18 protein-coding genes and 4 pseudogenes are annotated in these 17765 nt (G+C 69.5%); 4 read left to right on the top strand and 18 right to left on the bottom strand.

Annotation, left to right across the window (positions count from 1 at the left end; genetic code table 11):
- Window positions 1-220: 220 nt before the first annotated feature.
- Window positions 221-2080: a TerD family protein gene (locus tag OG390_RS27395; RefSeq protein WP_406171917.1), complete on the top strand. Its 1860-nt coding sequence runs from the start codon at window positions 221-223 to the stop codon at window positions 2078-2080.
- A gap of 243 nt (window positions 2081-2323) precedes the next feature.
- Here OG390_RS27395 and OG390_RS27390 read toward each other — a convergent pair.
- The 4 genes and pseudogenes from OG390_RS27390 to OG390_RS27375 form a co-directional block, all read right to left on the bottom strand.
- Window positions 2324-3178, bottom strand: a pseudogene (locus OG390_RS27390) (S-4TM family putative pore-forming effector); the annotation flags it as partial.
- Window positions 3179-3243: 65 nt separating this feature from the next.
- Entirely contained in the window at window positions 3244-4128 is an 885-nt protein-coding gene (locus OG390_RS27385; protein WP_406171915.1) for a CBASS oligonucleotide cyclase, read from the bottom strand.
- Window positions 4125-4646 (bottom strand): hypothetical protein, encoded by a 522-nt coding sequence (locus OG390_RS27380; RefSeq protein WP_406171913.1) that lies wholly within the window; start codon window positions 4644-4646, stop codon window positions 4125-4127. Before OG390_RS27380 ends, OG390_RS27385 begins: the two co-directional genes overlap by 4 nt.
- Window positions 4643-4849 (bottom strand): hypothetical protein, encoded by a 207-nt coding sequence (locus OG390_RS27375; RefSeq protein WP_406171911.1) that lies wholly within the window; start codon window positions 4847-4849, stop codon window positions 4643-4645. The genes OG390_RS27380 and OG390_RS27375 overlap by 4 nt, the downstream gene beginning before the upstream one ends.
- On the opposite strand from OG390_RS27375, the gene OG390_RS27370 reads away from it, so the two are divergent.
- Complete coding sequence (locus tag OG390_RS27370; protein ID WP_406171909.1) at window positions 4826-5257, top strand: hypothetical protein; 432 nt, start codon at window positions 4826-4828, stop codon at window positions 5255-5257. The two genes, OG390_RS27375 and OG390_RS27370, sit on opposite strands and share 24 nt — an antisense overlap.
- The gene (locus OG390_RS27365; protein ID WP_406171907.1) at window positions 5254-5673 is read left to right on the top strand and encodes a DUF3151 domain-containing protein; all 420 of its coding nucleotides are present in this window, start codon (window positions 5254-5256) and stop codon (window positions 5671-5673) included. Before OG390_RS27370 ends, OG390_RS27365 begins: the two co-directional genes overlap by 4 nt.
- 81 nt (window positions 5674-5754) lie before the next feature.
- Here OG390_RS27365 and OG390_RS27360 read toward each other — a convergent pair.
- The 12 genes and pseudogenes from OG390_RS27360 to OG390_RS27305 all read right to left on the bottom strand — a co-directional run.
- Window positions 5755-6027 (bottom strand): annotated as a pseudogene (locus OG390_RS27360) (DUF3151 family protein); the annotation flags it as partial.
- A gap of 170 nt (window positions 6028-6197) precedes the next feature.
- On the bottom strand, window positions 6198-7736 hold the full coding sequence (locus tag OG390_RS27355) for an MFS transporter (protein ID WP_406171905.1): 1539 nt from the start codon (window positions 7734-7736) through the stop codon (window positions 6198-6200).
- Window positions 7737-7799: 63 nt separating this feature from the next.
- Complete coding sequence (gene fbaA / locus OG390_RS27350) at window positions 7800-8822, bottom strand: class II fructose-bisphosphate aldolase (RefSeq protein WP_369248010.1); 1023 nt, start codon at window positions 8820-8822, stop codon at window positions 7800-7802.
- Window positions 8823-9005: 183 nt separating this feature from the next.
- Window positions 9006-9554 (bottom strand): orotate phosphoribosyltransferase, encoded by a 549-nt coding sequence (gene pyrE, locus OG390_RS27345; protein WP_399075583.1) that lies wholly within the window; start codon window positions 9552-9554, stop codon window positions 9006-9008.
- 10 nt (window positions 9555-9564) lie between these two features.
- Window positions 9565-10359 carry an aldose 1-epimerase gene (locus tag OG390_RS27340; RefSeq protein WP_406171902.1) on the bottom strand — a complete coding sequence of 265 codons (795 nt, stop codon included), beginning with the start codon at window positions 10357-10359 and terminating at the stop codon, window positions 9565-9567.
- A gap of 220 nt (window positions 10360-10579) precedes the next feature.
- Complete coding sequence (locus tag OG390_RS27335) at window positions 10580-11512, bottom strand: SRPBCC domain-containing protein (RefSeq protein WP_406171900.1); 933 nt, start codon at window positions 11510-11512, stop codon at window positions 10580-10582.
- A 67-nt stretch (window positions 11513-11579) separates the two neighbouring features.
- Complete coding sequence (locus OG390_RS27330) at window positions 11580-13235, bottom strand: polyamine aminopropyltransferase (RefSeq protein ID WP_406171898.1); 1656 nt, start codon at window positions 13233-13235, stop codon at window positions 11580-11582.
- 26 nt (window positions 13236-13261) lie between these two features.
- Entirely contained in the window at window positions 13262-13870 is a 609-nt protein-coding gene (locus tag OG390_RS27325; protein ID WP_406171896.1) for a DUF2617 family protein, read from the bottom strand.
- A 345-nt stretch (window positions 13871-14215) separates the two neighbouring features.
- Window positions 14216-14506 carry a hypothetical protein gene (locus tag OG390_RS27320; protein WP_406171895.1) on the bottom strand — a complete coding sequence of 97 codons (291 nt, stop codon included), beginning with the start codon at window positions 14504-14506 and terminating at the stop codon, window positions 14216-14218.
- Window positions 14507-14694: 188 nt separating this feature from the next.
- Window positions 14695-15024 (bottom strand): annotated as a pseudogene (locus OG390_RS27315) (tyrosine-type recombinase/integrase); the annotation flags it as partial.
- Window positions 15025-15121: 97 nt separating this feature from the next.
- On the bottom strand, window positions 15122-15319 hold the full coding sequence (locus OG390_RS27310; RefSeq protein ID WP_406171893.1) for a helix-turn-helix transcriptional regulator: 198 nt from the start codon (window positions 15317-15319) through the stop codon (window positions 15122-15124).
- Window positions 15320-15321: 2 nt separating this feature from the next.
- A pseudogene (locus tag OG390_RS27305) lies at window positions 15322-15480 on the bottom strand (replication initiation protein); the annotation flags it as partial.
- Between the two features lie 125 nt (window positions 15481-15605).
- On the opposite strand from OG390_RS27305, the gene OG390_RS27300 reads away from it, so the two are divergent.
- Window positions 15606-15800, top strand: a complete 195-nt coding sequence (locus tag OG390_RS27300; RefSeq protein WP_406171891.1) for a hypothetical protein — start codon at window positions 15606-15608, stop codon at window positions 15798-15800.
- 247 nt (window positions 15801-16047) lie between these two features.
- Here the strand turns inward: OG390_RS27300 and OG390_RS27295 are convergent, their stop codons facing one another.
- Together OG390_RS27295 and OG390_RS27290 are read right to left on the bottom strand one after the other, a co-directional pair.
- A complete protein-coding gene (locus OG390_RS27295) occupies window positions 16048-17073 on the bottom strand; it encodes a peptidase (protein ID WP_406171889.1) in 1026 nt (341 codons plus the stop codon).
- Window positions 17074-17102: 29 nt separating this feature from the next.
- Complete coding sequence (locus OG390_RS27290) at window positions 17103-17630, bottom strand: hypothetical protein (protein WP_406171887.1); 528 nt, start codon at window positions 17628-17630, stop codon at window positions 17103-17105.
- Window positions 17631-17765 lie beyond the last annotated feature (135 nt).

Genomic DNA, 17765 nt, shown 5'->3' with positions numbered 1-17765 from the left:
CCGGACAGGGGGCCGAGCCTTGAGGCGCGATGCGTCTCGGTGGTGAAGATGCTGGGCCTCGTTCGCCCTGGAGAGCCTGCAGCGGCTAAGCAGCCGGAATGGCCCTGCGTGATGGTTCCACCACGAACAGCGTCCGGCGCGTGCGAGAATCCCACCCGGTCGACCGTCACCGCAGGCAGGCTTCGCGCCGCCTGCCGCACCCCGGGAGGGGAGCCCCAGCATGGCCGTGCTGTCGTCGAGCCCGAAGTGGCCCACCCTGCCCGACTACTTCCACGACTGGGCGCTGGTGGACGTGGAGACCTCGGGGCTGAGGCCCGGCCGGGATCGCGTCCTGTCCCTCGCGGTAATCACGTTGGACGGACACGGCCGGCAGACAGGAGAGTTCTCCACCCTCCTCAACCCGGGCTGCGACCCTGGCCCGGTGCACGTCCACGGTCTCACCCCCGCCCGTCTTGCGGGCGCGCCCACCTTCGAGGACATAGCACCGCAGGTGGGGGCACTGCTCAGCAGCCGCGTCCTGGTCGCCCACAACGCGCAGTTCGACTACGACTTCCTGGCCCATGAGTTCGCCCGCGTTCGTTCCTGGGTCCCCGTCAGCAGACGCCTGTGCACACTGGCCCTCAACCGCCTGGTCGGGCCCGCGACGCCCGACTTCAAGCTGGGCACTCTCGCCGCGCACTACGGCGTGCGTCAAGAGCGGGCCCACGACGCCCGGGACGATGTACGGGTACTTTCCGGCGTCCTTCGCGGCTCGCTGGGCGCCGCCGAGCGGCTGGGCCTGCCGTTGCCGCTCCTGGCCTGCCCGCCCCGCCAGGACTACAAGCCCTACGTCCCCAAGACCCCCTGCGCCTACCGCAACCCGGGCCGCCTGGACGCGGGCGGGCCACTGGTGCAGGGGATGAAGGTCGCCATCACCGGGGACACCCAGGTCTCCCGCGAGGAACTGGTCGCCCGCTCGGTGGCGGCCGGGCTGAACATGATGACTTCGGTCAGCCGCCAGACCAGCGTCGTCGTCACCAACGATCCCAGCGCGGCGTCGGCCAAACTGTGCCGCGCCGCCGCCGAGGGCGTCCCCCTTGTGGACGAGTCCACCTACCTCCGGCTGCTGGAGAACGTGCAGCCCGGCCAGGCCAAGGGCACCGCCCGCGCCGGCACCGCCGGGCAACACCGCATGGCAGAGACGCCCGGGAACGCTACGACCGCACAACCCACGCCCGCGCCGAGCATTCCGGCACAGCGCACCACTGCACCGACCACACCCACTGCCGACGCGGACCGGTCGCTGGCCGGGCGTCGGGTCCTGGTCCTGGGCGGCACCCACGAGGAGGCCGCGGCGGCACGTTCCCGCGTTGTCGATCTCGGCGCCTCCGCAGCGGTCAACCTCTCAGCCAGAGTGACCGATGTCGTGGCGCTGCCCGGCGGCGAAGCGGACCGGCGCGTGAACCGCATCGCCTCCCTCGGCCTGCGCGTGCACGACGCCGACTGGCTCGCCGCACCCGCCCCTGCGGCTAAGCCCGTGCCGGGGCGGAGCGTGGCCGGGGACCAGCTGGACATGGCAGAGGTACTGGTCCGAGGCGCCGTCATTGACCTGCCCGACCTCGATGTGGCCTGGACGGTGGCCGCCACGTGGGGTCAGCATGCCGCCTGCGACGTGGATGTCGTCGCCTTCGCGCTCGACGCGCACGAGCAGGTGGCAGGAGATGAGGACTTCGTCTTCTACAACGCGCCCGAGCACCCGGACGGCACCGTACGGTTCGCTACGGACGGCCCGACGGAGCAGGCTGTCACCGCCGACCTCGAGCGGCTGCCCCTGGAGGTCAGCCGGGTCGTCATTGCCGCCGCGATCGACGGCGCCGCGACGTTCTCCGATGTCGGCGCCATCGAGATCACCGCCGCCTGCGGAATCGGCGCGGCACCGACCGCCCGGGCCACCCTCGACGCCGCTACTACCGAGCGCACCATGATCCTCGCCGAGATCTACCGCCGAGGCGACGGCTGGCGGCTGCGTGCCGTCGGGCAGGGCTACGACCACGGCTTGGCCGACCTGGCCCGCGGCTACGGCGTCGACGTCACCGAATGACCCAGGAGGCCCCCGAACAGCTACCAGCACTTATACGGCGAGCCGGACGTGCGGTGCAAGTCTCATGCCAGGGCGAAGCGGAAGGGCTCGTGGGGCTCGCAGCGGCAAGGGTGACGTCGCCGAGCGGCCGCCCTGATCTCCGACCGCGACGACGAGCTCGTTGCCGTGGTTCTCAAGGGGTACACCGGCATGCGCACGAGGGGTGAGGCCAGAGGTGTGAGGAGCGACCGGGCCTGACCGGGTTCAGGTGGGGTCAGAGGAGGACCGCAGCGTCGTAGTGCCGTCGTTCGTGACGGCGGCGGTCTCCCGGCGGCGCAGGCTATAGAACCAGTTGGGTACGGGTGGCCCGTCGCGGCGCAAGAGGTAGGTGGCGTCCTGGAGGCGCCGACATTCCTGGACGGGAACATCTCCGGGCCTGTCCTGGTACTCGTCCCATACGTCGTGGATATCGTCTTCGACTTGTCGGCGCTTAGTGGACTGCTGCCAATGGCTTTGCGCGAGTTCGATGGTGTCGAGGAGCGCAGGGGTGCTGGGTAGGAACAGCGCCACGAGGAAGGTGAGCAGCGTCATGTCGCGTACGAGGGCGAAGATGACGATCGAGAGGGCCCACACGCTGCCGCTGATCGCAAGAAAGGTGCCGTAAGCATGGTGGTCTCGGCGGCTCCAGACGGCGCTCTGGCGCTGGCACAGGAGGACATCGCCGGGCCAGGGGGTGTCGCCCAGGTCGACGCTGTACCAGTCGAAGTAGGGCTCGCGGTCGCGGATGTGGCGGGCGGCTGAAGAGACGTCGTCCGGTACTGGTGGGCGCCCCGCGACTGCTTGGTTCCACGGCAGCTGGAAAAGCTTGATGTCGTACAACTCCTGGATGTCCACCGCGCGTTGAGTGGCACTCCGCTCCAGCCCTGAAAGCACGGTCCTGCCCAGAACCAGCCAGACAGCAGCGACCGCTCCGCGGGTGCCCGTGCTTCCGGGGAGGAAGACCGCGAACAGGGGCGCGGTCAGGGCCAGAAGGACGTTTCCCCAGGTCTTGACGCGACGCCATCGCAGTGCCGTCTTGTACAGGTGGGAGTAAGCCAGCAGCCTGTTCAGGTCCTCTGGCTGGTCCTGGCGCTAATTGATTCGACCGGAGGCACCGGGCGGTACCGGCAACTGCTGACCGTGGGTCATGACTTGACGAAGAGAGGGCCGAAGAGTTCCTGCCACTTCGCCAGTGCCTCGCCAGTGCGGCCCGAGCGCTCCAGCCGGATCGCCTCGGTGCACACGGCTTCCGCCGTGCGCAGGGCACGCTGGGCGGTTTCAAGCTTGGCGGGCTGGCCGTCGAACATGTCGGAGACGTCCGGGCCGAGGTGTGCTGGGTCCGGCCACCGCTGAGCAATGGCGCTGATGGCCGTGGTGAAGAATTGGCGCAGTTCCAGGGGGTACGGCCCCACCCAGTTGCCTATGAGGAGCTTCAAGGCCATGACCTCGATGAGGAACGACGACTCGATGGGGTGATCGTGGTAACGGTTCCACGTCTTGACCATCTTGACGACGGGCTTCCATTGCTCGGAGAACGCCTTGTTCGCCTCGGTCGCGAGTTCCGCGTGCACCTTGGGGTTGGTGGGGATCCACTCGGCGAGTACGTCGTCGGGGATCAGATAGTGGTCGTTTTCGGCGAAGCAGGGCACGACGTCGAAAGAGACCACGTCGCCGGTGAGGTCGTCGACGAGCTTCACTCCGAAGTCGACGCGTACGGCGCGCCGGTCGCAACACACCCGACCCTCACCGTAGATAGGGGCCAGGACCTTGCGCACGGCCTCAAGAACCTCGTGAGGATGCAGGTCGAGGTAGGCCGTGTCCTTGAGGACGACCATGATGTCGACGTCCGCCAACGGCTTGGTCTCGGTGTTGCGCCGGTAGGCACCGGTGAGGAAGGTGTCTTCGACATCGAGAGCGGTCTCAAGTTCCTTGCGGATGCTCTGCTGTCGGTGGCTGGCCTTCTGGGACTCCGTCTCGGTGATCTCCAGATTCCCGCGGAACTTCTCGAAGGCTTCGGGGATGCTCATCATGATGCTGTCCGGGTGTAGTAGGAGAGACCGGCGCCCAGACTCCCGCCGCCGATGGCAGTGCCGACATCGTGACGGGTGAATCCGGTGGTGGACCGCAGGTTGGTTGTGGACCACCCGGGGACGTCCAGGCGTCCTGAGCTGGTGGTGGCGATGAAGCGGTAGTCACACTGCGAGGGGAAACTGCCTGCCTTGCGCACTGTGTAGTAGACGGTATCGGGGTCCAGCCACAACTCACCGTCGCCGTTGGGGTAGTACCCGTAGTCGATTGTGAAGTCGAACCGCCCGACGAGATCGTCCCCGTACGCCAGGCGAGGGTCGTAGATCTCCATGACGAGGGCTCGCAGGTGCTGGGACTCGAGCCAAGCGGCGATACCGGCCTCCAGGACGGACCACTGACCGGTCAACCCAGCTGGGTCGAGGTCGCTCGATTTGACGATCTTACGAAGGCTGTTGATGAGCCCGGTGGCCACGTGTGTGGCCGCGTAGGCATGCGTGTTGACGCGGACGGCGGTGCTCATGGCACCTCCAGCTCGGCGGTATTGATCACGATCCGCACCCCGTGCGCCTGGGCGCTCGCGGTGTCGTCGACGTCGTCGTCCAAAGGCCGGACCGTGATCTGCGAGTGTCCGACCAGGGCAGCGCGTAGTTCGTCGAGCTCGTCGGCGCGGACGGCGCCCGCTCCCGTGTCCGCCCGCTGGTGACCGACGCCCGCCCCGTCCACATCGGCGTCACCATGGTCGAGTGCGGCATCCCCGACGCGGATCGCGGCCACCCCGAACTCGCCGCCATGGTCGGGCGCGGCAACTACTGGGCCATCGGCAACGGCCAGTCCCTGGCGGCACAGCGCAACGGCGACGGCCGCATCCGGATCTACCTCTCCTTCCGCACCGCCGAGGACTGGGTCACCACCTCGGGCATCCCCTTCCAGGACCCCGCCGGCGCCCGCGCCGCGCTCACGGACCTGTTCGCCGACTGGGCCCCGCAGTTCAGCGACGTGCTGCCATGCGCCGGATCGTCGTACGCCGGGATCGATCACATCAACCGCTGTTCTCAGCCGACCACACGCCTCGTCCGTATTCCTCGTCGGCTTTCCGAACGCCTGGCCATGAGTGGCAGACTGCGTTCATGACGACTCACAAGAACCTGCTCGGCGGCCCGGAGCCGACGTACCTGCCGGAGAACGAAGAGGCGTACCGCCTGCTTGGCGAGGAGTCCCAGCCGCCGGCCGAGGTTGCGGCCCAGCACCCGACATTCTCGCTCGCCTGGGCGATGCTCGCCGACGACGCTTTCGAGGCGGGGCGAGTGGTCGAGTCGTACGCGTACGCCCGGACCGGCTATCACCGCGGTCTGGACGCGCTCCGCCGAGCCGGGTGGAAGGGACATGGCCCCATCCCTTGGGACCACCGAGCCAATCGCGGGTTCTTGCGCTGCCTTGCCGCCCTCGCTCGTGCCGCCGGCGAGATCAACGAGAAGGACGAGACGGAGCGTTGCTGGCAGTTCCTTCAGGACAGCAGCGCCGAGGCGTACGCCGAGCTGAAGCGATAGTCACCGCGCCAGAGTTGACTGTGCCGTCGTCACTCAGCAGGAGATGGCGGCACGGATTACACGATCACATGTAGCGCCCCTCTCCGAGGGCACCGGTCCGTGGCCCTTCCAGCCGTTGCGGCGCAGGGCGTCCAGGCCGCGGTGGTAGCCGGTCCGCGCGTAGGCGTACGACTCGACGACGCTGCCACGCTCGTACGCCTCGTCGCCGAGCTGCGCCCAGGCGAGCGAGGAGGTGGGCTACTTGGCGGCGGCATCGGCCGGGGCCGTGCCGTTCGCGAGGAGCTCGCGCGGCTCCGGGTCGTCGGGGAGGTGGGTCGGGGGCGGTCCCCCGAGGAGGTTCTCGTGAATCGTCATGGGTTCCGGTCTGCTGCATCGTCCGTGATCGGTAGCGGTTGGCTGCGGCCCTTCTGGAGCAAACGGTTCCGCGTACGCACTGCGATCAGCCACCAAGCCGCGCGTGTTCACGACAACAGGGGACACGCCACAGATGATCTTCACCTACAAGATCGACACCAGCGGCACCGTCACGAAGCCGGACCAGCGCTGGAAGCCTTGGCGGATACCGAGTCCGGAGGCGCGGCGGCGCGCGCCGGCTCCAGCGGAGGTGCCGTGACACACCCGTGCGTACGGCACTGGGGGCGCCGACAGTCGGGCGGCGGGCGGCGTACGGTCGCGAAGGCCAGCGCCGCCCCGACCACCAGCACACCCGCGCACAGCGGCATCGCCCGCCGGAAGGCCGCGTTGAAGGCGTCCGCCGAGCGGTACGCATCCGGGCCCATCCCCGCGAGCAGCGGCAGCGCGGCCACGGCGAGGAGCCCGGCCGCTCGGGCCGCCGCATTGTTGATGCCGCTGGCCAGGCCCGCCCGCGAGGTGTCCACGGAGGCGAGGACGGTGGCGGTCAGCGGCGCGACCAGGACGACCATGCCCAGACCCATCACCAGCAGCGCGGGCAGCACATCGACGACGTACGAGGCGCCCTTGCCGACGCGCAGCATCAGCAGCATGGCCGCCGCGCACAGCAGCGGACCCACGGTGAGCGGGATGCGGGGACCGATGCGCTGGGCGAGTTCCCCCGAGCGCGCCGAGAACAGCAGCATCAGGACGGTCGTCGGCAGCAGCGCCACACCGGCCTCGAGCGCCGAGTAGCCCGACACGACCTGGAGCTGTAGCGCGGTCAGGAAGAAAAAGCCGCCGAAGGCCGCGTAGACGCACAGAGTGACGAGATTGACGGCCGTGAACTGGCGCGAGGCGAAGATGTCGAGCGGCATCATCGGATCGGCCCGGCGCCGCTCGACATACACGAAGGCCACCCCCGCGACCACGCCCGCGACCGCCGTCACCACGACGACCACCGAGCCGCTGCGTGCCTCGATCAGGGCGTACGTCACCAGAGCGAGCGCGAGTGCGCCCAGCGCGGCGCCGAGGACGTCGAAGCCGTGGTGCGTGCGCTCGTCGGACGACTCGGGGACGTGGCGCAGCGCGATCGGGGCACACACCAGTGCCACCGGGATGTTCAGCAGGAAGACCCAGCGCCAGCCGGGGCCGTCCACCAGCCAGCCGCCCAGGAACGGCCCGATCGCCGCCCCGACGCCTCCGAAGCCCGACCACAGGCCGACGGCCCGGGCCCGGTCGTCCGGATGGAAGGAGGCCTGGATGAGCGCGAGCGAACCGGGGGTGAGCAGGGCGCCCCCGATCCCCTGCAGGGCGCGGGCGGCGATCAGCACGCCGACGTTCGGCGCGAGACCGCACAGCAGCGAGGCGGCCGCGAACCACACCACACCCAGGACGAACACCTTGCGCCGCCCGAAACGGTCCCCGAGCGATCCGCCCAGCAGGATCAGCCCGGCCAGCGTCAGCATGTACGCGTTGACGGTCCACTGCAGGGCCGCGAGGCTCGCGTTAAGGTCACGGCCGATGGTCGGCAGCGCGACGTTGACGACCGTCGAGTCCAGCATGGCCATGCTGGAGCCGAGCACGGTGGTCAGCAGGATCCATTTGCCCTTGGGGGTGGAGATCCGTACGGCCGGTTTCTGTCCCGGTCTCTCCTGCAGAGGGGCAGCCATACCTCGGAGCATACGGAAGGGCCCGGCACCGCGGGGGTGCCGAGCCCGAACCGAAGGTGATCGCTACTTGAGCTTGGTGCCCGTGGAACGCAGCGCGGCGCAGGCCTCGGTCACGCGCTTGGCCATGCCGGCCTCGGCGAGCTTGCCCCAGGTGCGCGGGTCGTAGGTCTTCTTGGAGCCGACCTCGCCGTCGACCTTCAGGACACCGTCGTAGTTGCGGAACATGTGGTCCGCGACGGGGCGCGTGAAGGCGTACTGCGTGTCGGTGTCGAGGTTCATCTTCACGACGCCGTTCTCCAGCGCCGTGGCGATCTCCTCGGCCGTGGAGCCGGAGCCGCCGTGGAAGACGAAGTCGAACGGGTTCGCCTTGCCGTACTTGGCGGCGACGCCCGCCTGGAGGTCCTTGAGGAGCTCGGGGCGCAGGACGACGTTGCCCGGCTTGTAGACGCCGTGCACGTTGCCGAAGGACGCGGCGAGCAGGTAGCGGCCCTTGTCGCCCAGGCCGAGGGCCTCGGCGGTGCGCAGCGCGTCGTCGACGGTCGTGTACAGCTCGTCGTTGATCTCGTGGCTGACGCCGTCCTCCTCGCCACCGGTCGGGGTGATCTCGACCTCGAGGATGATCTTCGCGGCGACGGCCTTCGCGAGCAGCTCCTGGCCGATGGCCAGGTTGTCGGCGAGGGTCTCGGCGGAGCCGTCCCACATGTGGGACTGGAACAGCGGGTTCTCGCCCTTGGCGACGCGCTCGGCGGAGATGTCGAGCAGCGGACGTACGTAGCCGTCCAGCTTGTCCTTGGGGCAGTGGTCCGTGTGCAGCGCGACGGTGATGTCGTACTTCGCGGCGACGATGTGGGCGAACTCGGCGAGCGCGACGGCGCCGGTCACCATGTCCTTGTTGTACTGGCCGCCCAGGAACTCCGCACCACCGGTGGAGATCTGGATGATGCCGTCGCTCTCGGCCTCCGCGAAGCCGCGCAGCGCAGCGTGCAGGGTCTGGGACGAGGTCACGTTGATGGCCGGGTAGGCGAACTTGCCTGCCTTCGCCCGGTCGAGCATCTCGTTGTAGACCTCGGGGGTTGCGATGGGCATCTGTCCGCTCCTTGTATGTGCGGGTCTGCGTACTGCTGTACGCCTGGACTGCTGCTTACGGCCCTGACCTAGGGGGCGACGTCATCGTCGGCCCCATCTTTCCAGACTTGACCCTGTGCTCCGGCCACGGCGTCCGACACCCGTCGGTAACCCCTGGGAACACCGGTCCCAGGGGTCCGCGTGTCAGTCCAGCCCCAGCTCGTCCTTCGCGTAGGCGAAAAGGTACGGCACCCCGGCGCCCGCCTCGATCTTCTCGGCGGCGCCGGTGGCACGGTCGACGATCGTCGCGACGCCGACGACCTCCGCGCCGGCCTCGCGGACCGCCTCGACAGCCGTGAGCGGGGAGCCACCGGTGGTGGACGTGTCCTCGACGACGAGCACACGCCGGCCCTTGATCTCCGGCCCTTCCACGCGCCGCTGCAGACCGTGCGCCTTGGCGGCCTTGCGCACGACGAAGGCGTCGAGACGCTTCCCGCGCGCGGCGGCCGCGTGCAGCATGGCCGCGGCCACGGGATCGGCGCCCATGGTCAGCCCGCCCACGGCGTCGAAGTCCAGCTCGGCCGTGAGATCGAGGAGGACCTGCCCGACGAGCGGCGCGGCCTCCCCGTCCAGGGTGATGCGGCGCAGGTCGACGTAGTAGTCCGCCTCAAGACCCGACGAAAGGGTCACCTTGCCGTGCACCACGGCCTTGTCCTTGATCTGCTGCAGCAGCGCGCCGCGTACGTCACTCATGTCCGCCAGCTTAGAGGCGCCGCCAGCTCCAGGTCGTGGTCGCCTCCAAGGGCTCGATGGGGGTGACCAGGCGGGGGTGGGTGTTCAGCCCGTTGGGCGGCCCCGTCTGGGGCTCCACGCACACGGCCGCCTCCTGCTCGTCGTAGACGACGACCCACTCCTCGCGGCTGGCGACCTTCAGCTCGAGCTGCCCGGGCCAGGTGAGCGTCACGTCGACGCCGTCCGGCATGCCGAAGCAGTCGTCCCAGGGGCTGGGCTTCGGCTCGATCCGCCGCCCGGTGGGCAGGTGGTCGTCGCCGCGCTCCTCCTGCCAGCCGGGCCGGAAGTCGACGCGGGCGTCCTCGCCGTCTCCCCCCAGGTTCCTGTTGAACCACGGGTGCCAGCCGATCTGGGCCGGGAAGGACGATTCGTACGTCTCCACGGACATCGTGAGCGTGAAGGCGTCCTCGGTCAGGGTGAAGGCCTGGGTGACGCGGCCGGGGTACGGCCAGGGGGCGACGAGGTCGTAGGTGATGACGGCCTCGTTCTTCGTGGTGCGGGCGGTGCGCCAGGCGCCGTCGCGGGCGGTGCCGTGGATGGCGTGCGGTGGGGAGTTGAGCGGCATCTGCTGGACGGTGGCGCCGTCCAGGAACCGTCCTTCGCGGATCCGGCCGCACCACGGGACCATGGGAAAGCACCCGAACCTCGCGCCCTGCCGCAGCAGTTCGACGCCGCCGACTCGCAGACTTCCGACCCGTCCGCCGTTGGCCGGCGCCACGGTCACCTCCGCGTCACCCGCGGTCAGCGTGATGTCTTCGTTACTCACGGAGTTGACCCTACTGGGACGGGGCCCGCCTGCGGGATTTCGCCCCCGCCGCCCCTACCCATTCCCTCCACCGGGGGTCCGCCCCTTCGACCCCGGCAGGGGGTTGCGGCCCCTGCACCCCGTCTCGGGCTCCGTCCCTGGGCCCTCGAGTGGTTTTTTGGCTGCCGGTGAGTGGGGGGGCTGGTCGCGGAGTTCCCCGTGCCCCCTACGGGGGGCGGAATCAGCGACGTTTACGGAGGGCGCGGGTCAGGGCGATCGCCGAGGCGAGGGCCAGGGCCGCGGCGGGGGCCGCCCAGCGGAGGGTGTCGCGGGCGGCGGTGGCCTCCGGCGGCGGGACGGGGGCGTAGCGGCCGCGAGGCGGAGCGTGGTCCACCTCCTCCGCGCTGCGACCGATCATCGTCCGCCGCGCGTGCGCCGCCTCGGCCATGGCATCCTCCTCGCCCGGCTCCCCCGCCTCCACCACGAACTCCTCCTCCACGAGCTCGTCGTCCTCCAGCGAATCGAGCGACGGAGCCGGAACCTCGACCTCGAAGACGGACTCGGACTCGGACTCGGACTCGGACTCCGGCTCGGACTCGGACTCGGACTCGGACTCGGCCGAAGCCTCGGATTCAGCCACCACATCCGGCTCGGACTCGTCCCGGAACTCGGGCAGAGCCACCGCACCGGGCTCGGGCTCCGGCTCGGCCCGGGACTCGGGCTCCACCGCCGCGTCCGGCTGAGGCTCCCGCTCACCCTCCGCCCCCAAGTTCTCCGCGAACCGGCTCAGCAGCCGCGCCCCCGACGAGGACACCGCGTCCGGCGGGAGCTCCGCCACGCGGCCGTCGCCGGAGGCTGTGCCCGTGAAGGTGAGGGTGGTGCCGCCGTCGGTGGCGCGCAGGTGTACGGCGAGGGCGAGCTTCACGGAGCCGGTGCCGCGGGCCTCGGTCGCGTCGCCCTCGACGGCGTAGGTGCCGTCGTCCTGGGCGGTGACCCGGAGCGCCCCGCGGTAGGTGATCGTGTGGCCGCTCACGCGGACTTTCAGGCGCCCGGAGACGGGCGGCGTCCCCGCGTCCTGCTGGAGGCCTGGAACCGCACGGGCCACCCGCACGGGATCGGCCAGCGCCTCCCTCAACCGCTCGGCCGGAACCGGAACGAACACCTCATGCTCCATGTCAGCCGAGCCTACCCAGCACGGCCAGAACCGCACCCGCGTATCACGGGATTCCTCCGCCTCCACCTCAGTCGGCGTACCGCGGATGCACCAGGGTGGAGGGCGGGAGGCGGGCCGTGACGCGCGTTCGGTAGGCCGCCCGCGCGTCCGCCGCCAGGGCCGCCCGGGTCAGCGTGCGCAGCCGCGGCCCGTCCGGGGCGAGGCCCAGGCGTACGCCCGTACGGGAGGCCGAGGCCAGGATGAAGCCCCAGTCCCGGGGGACCTTCGACGTACCGCCCGCCGTACGGTCGGGACCCGCCGCGAAGCCGGAGTCCCGGCCGCCCACGCGGTAGGGGGCGGTGCGCAGGCCGGCCGCCCGGATCGTCCTGTCCACCGTCCAGAAGACGCGGCGGCGGGAGGCGACCGGGCCCGCGTGGACCGCCAGGCGCCCGTCGGGGGCAAGGACGCGGTGCGCCAGGCCGTAGAACTCCTGCGAGTACAGCTTCGTACTGGCGGTGATGCCCGGGTCGGGGAGGTCCGAGATGACGACGTCGTACGTCGACGGGGCGCTGCGCAGCCAGTGGAAGGCGTCCGCGGTCATGACGTGCACGCGCGGGTCGTCGTACGCGTGGCCGTTCAGGGCCGACAGCGCCGGATCGTTGCGCGCCAACCGCACCACCCCCGCATCGAGTTCGACGACATCGACACTGCGCACCCCGGGGTAGCGCAGCACTTCGCGCGCAGCGAGCCCGTCGCCGCCGCCGAGGATGAGCACGCGCGCGTGCGGGCCGTTCATCGCGGGGTGCACGAGCGCCTCGTGGTAGCGGTCCTCGTCGCGGCCGCTGACCCGGAGGCGACCGTCGAGGAAGAGGCGCAGCGGACGGCCGTGCGTGCCGCCGGTGAGGACGACCTCCTGGACGTCCGTCTGGAGGGCGACCCGCACGTCCGTCCCGTACACCGCGTGCCGCGCGGCCCGTTCGAAGTCGTCGACCAACACCGCTGCCGCGGCGAGGAGTCCGAGGACGACGAGGTTGGCGACCAGGAGGACCCAGCGCGCCCGGCGGGTCAAGTCTCCCCGGAACAGGCCGAGTACGAGGGCCCCGCCGGCCACCGCGTTCACCGTTCCGGTGAGCAGCGCGCCCGTCAGCTGGCCGAGCAGCGGGAGAAGGAGGAAGGGAAAAGCCAGGCCACCCACCAGCGCGCCCACGTAGTCCGCCGCAAACAGGTCCGCCACCGCTCCGCCCGGGTCCTGGCGGCGGATGCGCTGTATCAGCTCCATGAGGAGGGGGACTTCGGCGCCGATCAGCAGGCCGATGGTGAGGGAGAAGGCCACCAGCAGATAGCGGCATCCGTCCGCCCAGACGCCACCCCAGTCCCCCGTCCATGCGAACACCGCGTACAGCGCCATCGCGCTGCAGCCGCCGACGAGCGCCAGCGCCGCCTCGACCGCGCCGAAGCCTGCCGCCGCGCGGGGACGCAGCCGCTTCGCGGCGAGGGAGCCGATGCCCATGGCGAAGACCATGACGGAGAGCACGACGGAGGCCTGGGTGACCGAGTCGCCGATCAAGTACGAGGCGAGGGCGACGAGTTCGAGTTCGTACACGAGTCCGCACGCCGCACAGACGAATACGCCGGCGAGGACGAGGAACCGGCCGATGCCCGGGCGGACGGGCAGCCGCGCCTGGCCCTGGACGGCCCAGGGCGGCGGCGCGCCGGGGGGAGCGGGCGCGTGCGGTTCGATCACCCAGCGAACGCTACGTCACGGCGACGCTACGCTTCGTCACCCACACGTGTGGAACCTCGGCGCTTTATGGCACTCCGGGTTGGGGAGGGCGTATCCGGGTCTCCGCCCCACGCCCCATCAACCCCCGCTGCCCCCCGAATCCCCACTCTCGTCCTCGTCGCCACCAACTGGCCGTCCTGCGGGTACGCGTGCCACGTGCGCCAGTGGACCTGACCCTCGTGGCGCTGGGCGAGCAGGGCGGTGAAGGCGTGGGGGCTGCCGGGGAAGACGCCCGCCAGACCGTTGGGGTGGTCGGAGACCAGGGCCAGCAACTCCTGGGCGCGGCCCGCGAAGGAGCCGGGGGGCAGCACTTCGACGCGGGCCGCGAACTCGTACTCCCAGTCGCCGACCCGCTTCGCCACGCCGAGCGGGAGGGGCGTGCTGCTGCCGGGAAGGCACGCGACGGTCTCCGAACAACTGCCCCGCTCCTCCTCCAGGAGCACCTGGTGGGACGCGCCCAGGAGTCTCAATTGGAGCTTCGACCCGGCGAGTTCGAGGTCGAGCGTGGCGAGGGCAGGCAGCGGTTCGCGGCCCAGGGTCCACGCGAGATCGGCCGCGCGCGTGTCGGTGTAGGAGGTTTTCAGGGTCGTGAGCATGGGTCGGCTCCGCTAGCACGCAAAGTGAGGTGGGGGTCCGGCGCACCCGGTCGGCACCGGGGGAACGGCCCGGTCAGCCTGGTCAGGAAGGACGACCCGACGCCAAGATGACGACAGGGCCTCGGGGCTGCGTTGGTGATTTAGAGGGAATCATGAACTGTGGCGCCGCCACAGCCTTTTTACCCAACTTCGTAGGGTTTCCATCCCCCCGAGGGCTCCACAGCTCAACTGTTCAACTACAGCGTGCGCCCGGCGCACGGAAGTGCCCGTCGGCAGCCGTTGCCCGACGGGCACTTCCGTGTGCTCCGGATGCGCTTCCCCCAGTGGGAGCTCAGCTGCCCCGTGTCAGCTGCCTCCGCCGCATCCGCCCCCGCCGCCACAGGAGGACCCGCCTCCGCAGGACGAGCCTCCGCACGACGAGTGACCGCCGCACGAGTGGCCCCCGTGGTGCCCGGACGAGCCGCTGTCGCCGACGCCGCCGGCCCACCAGCTGCTACTGCCGCTGTCCGACGAGGAGCCGCGGCGCGAACGGCGGCCCCCCTTCGAGAGCGTGACCTTCGACTGGCTGCGGCCGGTGGCCTTGAAGGCCACGACGAACACGATGCACACGACCGCCAGGATGATGCCGATGACCATGGCGCCACCCTCCTTTCGTTCCCCCGAAGCGGCCCCCCGTGGGCCGTGCTTCCCGTATCGCTTCTTGCGTGAGAGGGGGATGCCCTCGCGTCTCACGGCCCAAAGCAGAGTTGAGGAAGTTCAGAGGGTTCTCTCCGGGAAACGACCCCTGACCTGCACAGAAGGGCAGGTCAGGGGCCGTCAGGGTCTCACTGGGCCGTCTGTGGGCCGTGATCTTCCTGCGAGGCATGCTGCAACACCGTGTCGATGGCACGGCGGGCACGCTCGCGGCTGTCGGACATCAGGTGGGCGTACACCCGCAGGGTCAGCGCCGGGTCGGCGTGCCCCATGTACTCGCTGACGGCCTTGATGTTCTCGCCCGCGTCCAACAGCGCGGAGGCGTAGAAATGCCGGAGGGCTTGCATGCCGTGCTCACGCGCCGACTCGTACTTGCCGTCATCGTCCGCTTTCGGGATAAGGCCCGCGAGAGCGGGCTTCCATTCCTTGCCGTTGAAGTTGCTCCGCCACACCAAGCCCCCTTGCTGCCCTTGCCGTAGCGGTCGGTCTTGACCTTGAGGGGCTTGCCGTCCGATCCGGTCTCGGTCCTGTACCAGCGATCTTGAATGTGTCCGGCCATCAGGCGGCCCCTTCCATGAGGGACTCCACCCAGGCCCGCACGTCGCTAGGGTCGAAGCGCAGGTGCCGGCCGACCCGGAAGCCGCGGGGACCGGTGTGCTTCCGGCGCCACTGGTAGACCGTCTCCACGCTCGGCAGCTCGAACATCTCGACCAAGTCCTCAGGTGTCAGGAACCTGTTCGGCAGCTCTGAGGCCATGGTCAGCAGCCCCTCTCGTCGGCGAGCAGGTAGGGCAGCTCTTCGCGGGCGGTCTCGCGGTTGAGTTGGATGTCTCGGCGGATGTTGGCGGTGAGCCAGGATTCGCCGGGGGTGTGGCCGTGGCCGGCGTAGGTCCAGTGGGCGAGGGTGAGCGTGCTTGCCCCCGTCTATCCATGCCGTAAGCACGGCCGTGGAGTTGGGAGACGCCGGGCTTGCCCTGGAAGTGGCCCACCGGGTCGACGCATCGGGTCTGTCCCCCGAGCGGCAATCGCGTTTCCTGCTTGACGTGGCGCGAGCGCACGCGCAGCGGCGACACGTCGGTGAGGCCACAGCCGCGCTCTTGGAAGCCGAAGCCCTGGCACCCGAGCAGATCCAAGACCATCACTTGGCCCGCGAGGTCATCCGCGACTTGATCCAACTCTCCGGAACTCGCATCCCTGAGGCACTGCGCGACTTGGCCGAGCGGAGCGCTGTCGTCTAGGACCATGTGCCACTGACGATCTTGTTACAGATTTCTCTACCTCATCGAGCGGGAAACAACGGTGAACCGCGGGCACTCAGGGGCAGTGGGCAACGCAACGGCCCCTGACCGAGTTGCCTGGTCAGGGGCCGTTCACCTGCGGTGGGTGTGGGATTTGAACCCACGGTCACATCGCTGCGACGACGATTTTCAAGATTGTCACTGGCTTGCTTCGGCCATTGAGACTCGGCCCGACTGCGCGGCTTGCTCACGTGTCCTGGGATGCTGCCTTCCGACGCCGCAGCATCACAGCGGGAAGGATCACACCACCCAGGGCCAGCCCGGCCGCCCCTCCGTAGAAGGCCATGTGCCTGCCGCCGACAACGGCGTGTGCCGGGACCGGCCGCCCGTGACCTCTGTGGCGTGGGAAGGTGATGCGGGCGCGGTAGGTCTCCTCGTACAGGCCGCTCTTGAGGTTGAGCGTGGCCTTCCAGGGGCCGTTGGCCACTTGGTCGGTCACCGGCACTGTCACCGGCTCGGACTGGCCGGGCGCGAGGGTGGTGCCGAGCTGAACCGCGTAAGGTCCGGCGTTGATGCTCCCTCTCACCTTGCTCAGATTGAGGGTTCCGCTCAAGTCCAGAGCACGGCCGCCGGTGTTGTGGACCTGGGCCTTGACGATTGCCCGACCAGCCCGGTCGCGTTCGGCGGTCATCGTGTCGACCGTGAATTTGGTCGGCGGCGGATTGTGGCCGCCCACGGAGAGATACAGCCGGATCCCTGCGCGGTTGACCAGCGTGACGCCAGGGCCGGCTCCTCCGGACATCTGTGCCCAGATGACGCCGTATCTCTCGCCGGGGGCCGCGTCCCGGGGCACGCGGATCGTCACGGACGTACGGGCCGTGGAGTGGGCCGGCACCTCGAGCCGTTTCCTGGACAGCGACGTCCACGAGGTCAGTTCGCTTCTTTGTCGTCCGAACGCTCCGATGAACGAACCGTGCCTGATTCTCGCAGCGCTGGGATACACCACCACGCGCGCCGGCTCGTCGGAGGTGTTCGCCACCTCCACGCGCCGGCGGATGGTGGCTCCCGGATGCAGGTTGTCGATGATGTACTGACGTGCGCGTGTGTCGTTGACCAGGGACGCGGGAACGTCGACGAGCCGCACGGAGAAGCTGCCGTGAACGTCAGTGCCCTCCGCCGCGACCCGGGGGGATGCGGTTGCGGACGGAGGGGCGCCGATGGTCCCGGCAAGCGCCAGCAGCCCCAGCGCTCCAGCCGGAATGTACTTGTGCACAGAAGAAGCCTCGGTTGGGTGCCGCTAGGTCACGCCACGGAATGCGTGATGGTCGAGTTGTACGTGCCCGCGAGCGAGTTCGCGGGGACCGTGATCGAGATCGTCGGGTTCCAGGTCGCCGAGTTGGAGCCGGAGACCCCCGTGGCGGTCTGCACGGGGCCCGGCGGATACATGGGGCTCAGGTCGTGCGGGGTCACCGTGGCGGTGCCGATGACGTTCGCCTGGGGAGCGTGGTACGTGCTGGAGTTCGGTGCGGAGACCGAGATGGTGGTGTTGTTGGGGCCCGTGAAGTCCACTGCCTGCGCTGTGGCGGTCCAGTCGGCGGTAGCGCCGCGCTGGTCGGTCACGGTGACGTTGCCCAGTTGATTGGTGACCGTCTGCGGGCTGGAGCTTACGGCGGTCGAACCGAGGTTGACCGGTCCTGCCGGCACTGTGATGCCGAGGCCGCCGCCGGTCACCTCCAGCGTCACGGGGGTGTCTTCGGCGGAGGCCGATGTGGGGAAGGCCAGAACCGCCACGCTGGACAGCACCACAGACAAGGGAATGCCACGATGCATTCTCTTTTTCCTCTCGAGGGGAGACGAATCAGCGTCTCGCTGCGTGATCATTGACATATTGAGGGCCTGATTCCACCGCCTGTAGCTGTTCCCGATCCGACACGACCGCGGCTAGCTGATTCGGATCAAAATTCA

This window comes from Streptomyces sp. NBC_00996, from assembly GCF_045162675.1.
GTDB lineage: Bacteria > Actinomycetota > Actinomycetes > Streptomycetales > Streptomycetaceae > Streptomyces.
The sequence above is the reverse complement of the archived record's forward strand: the minus strand, read 5'-3'. Positions and strand labels throughout refer to the sequence as shown.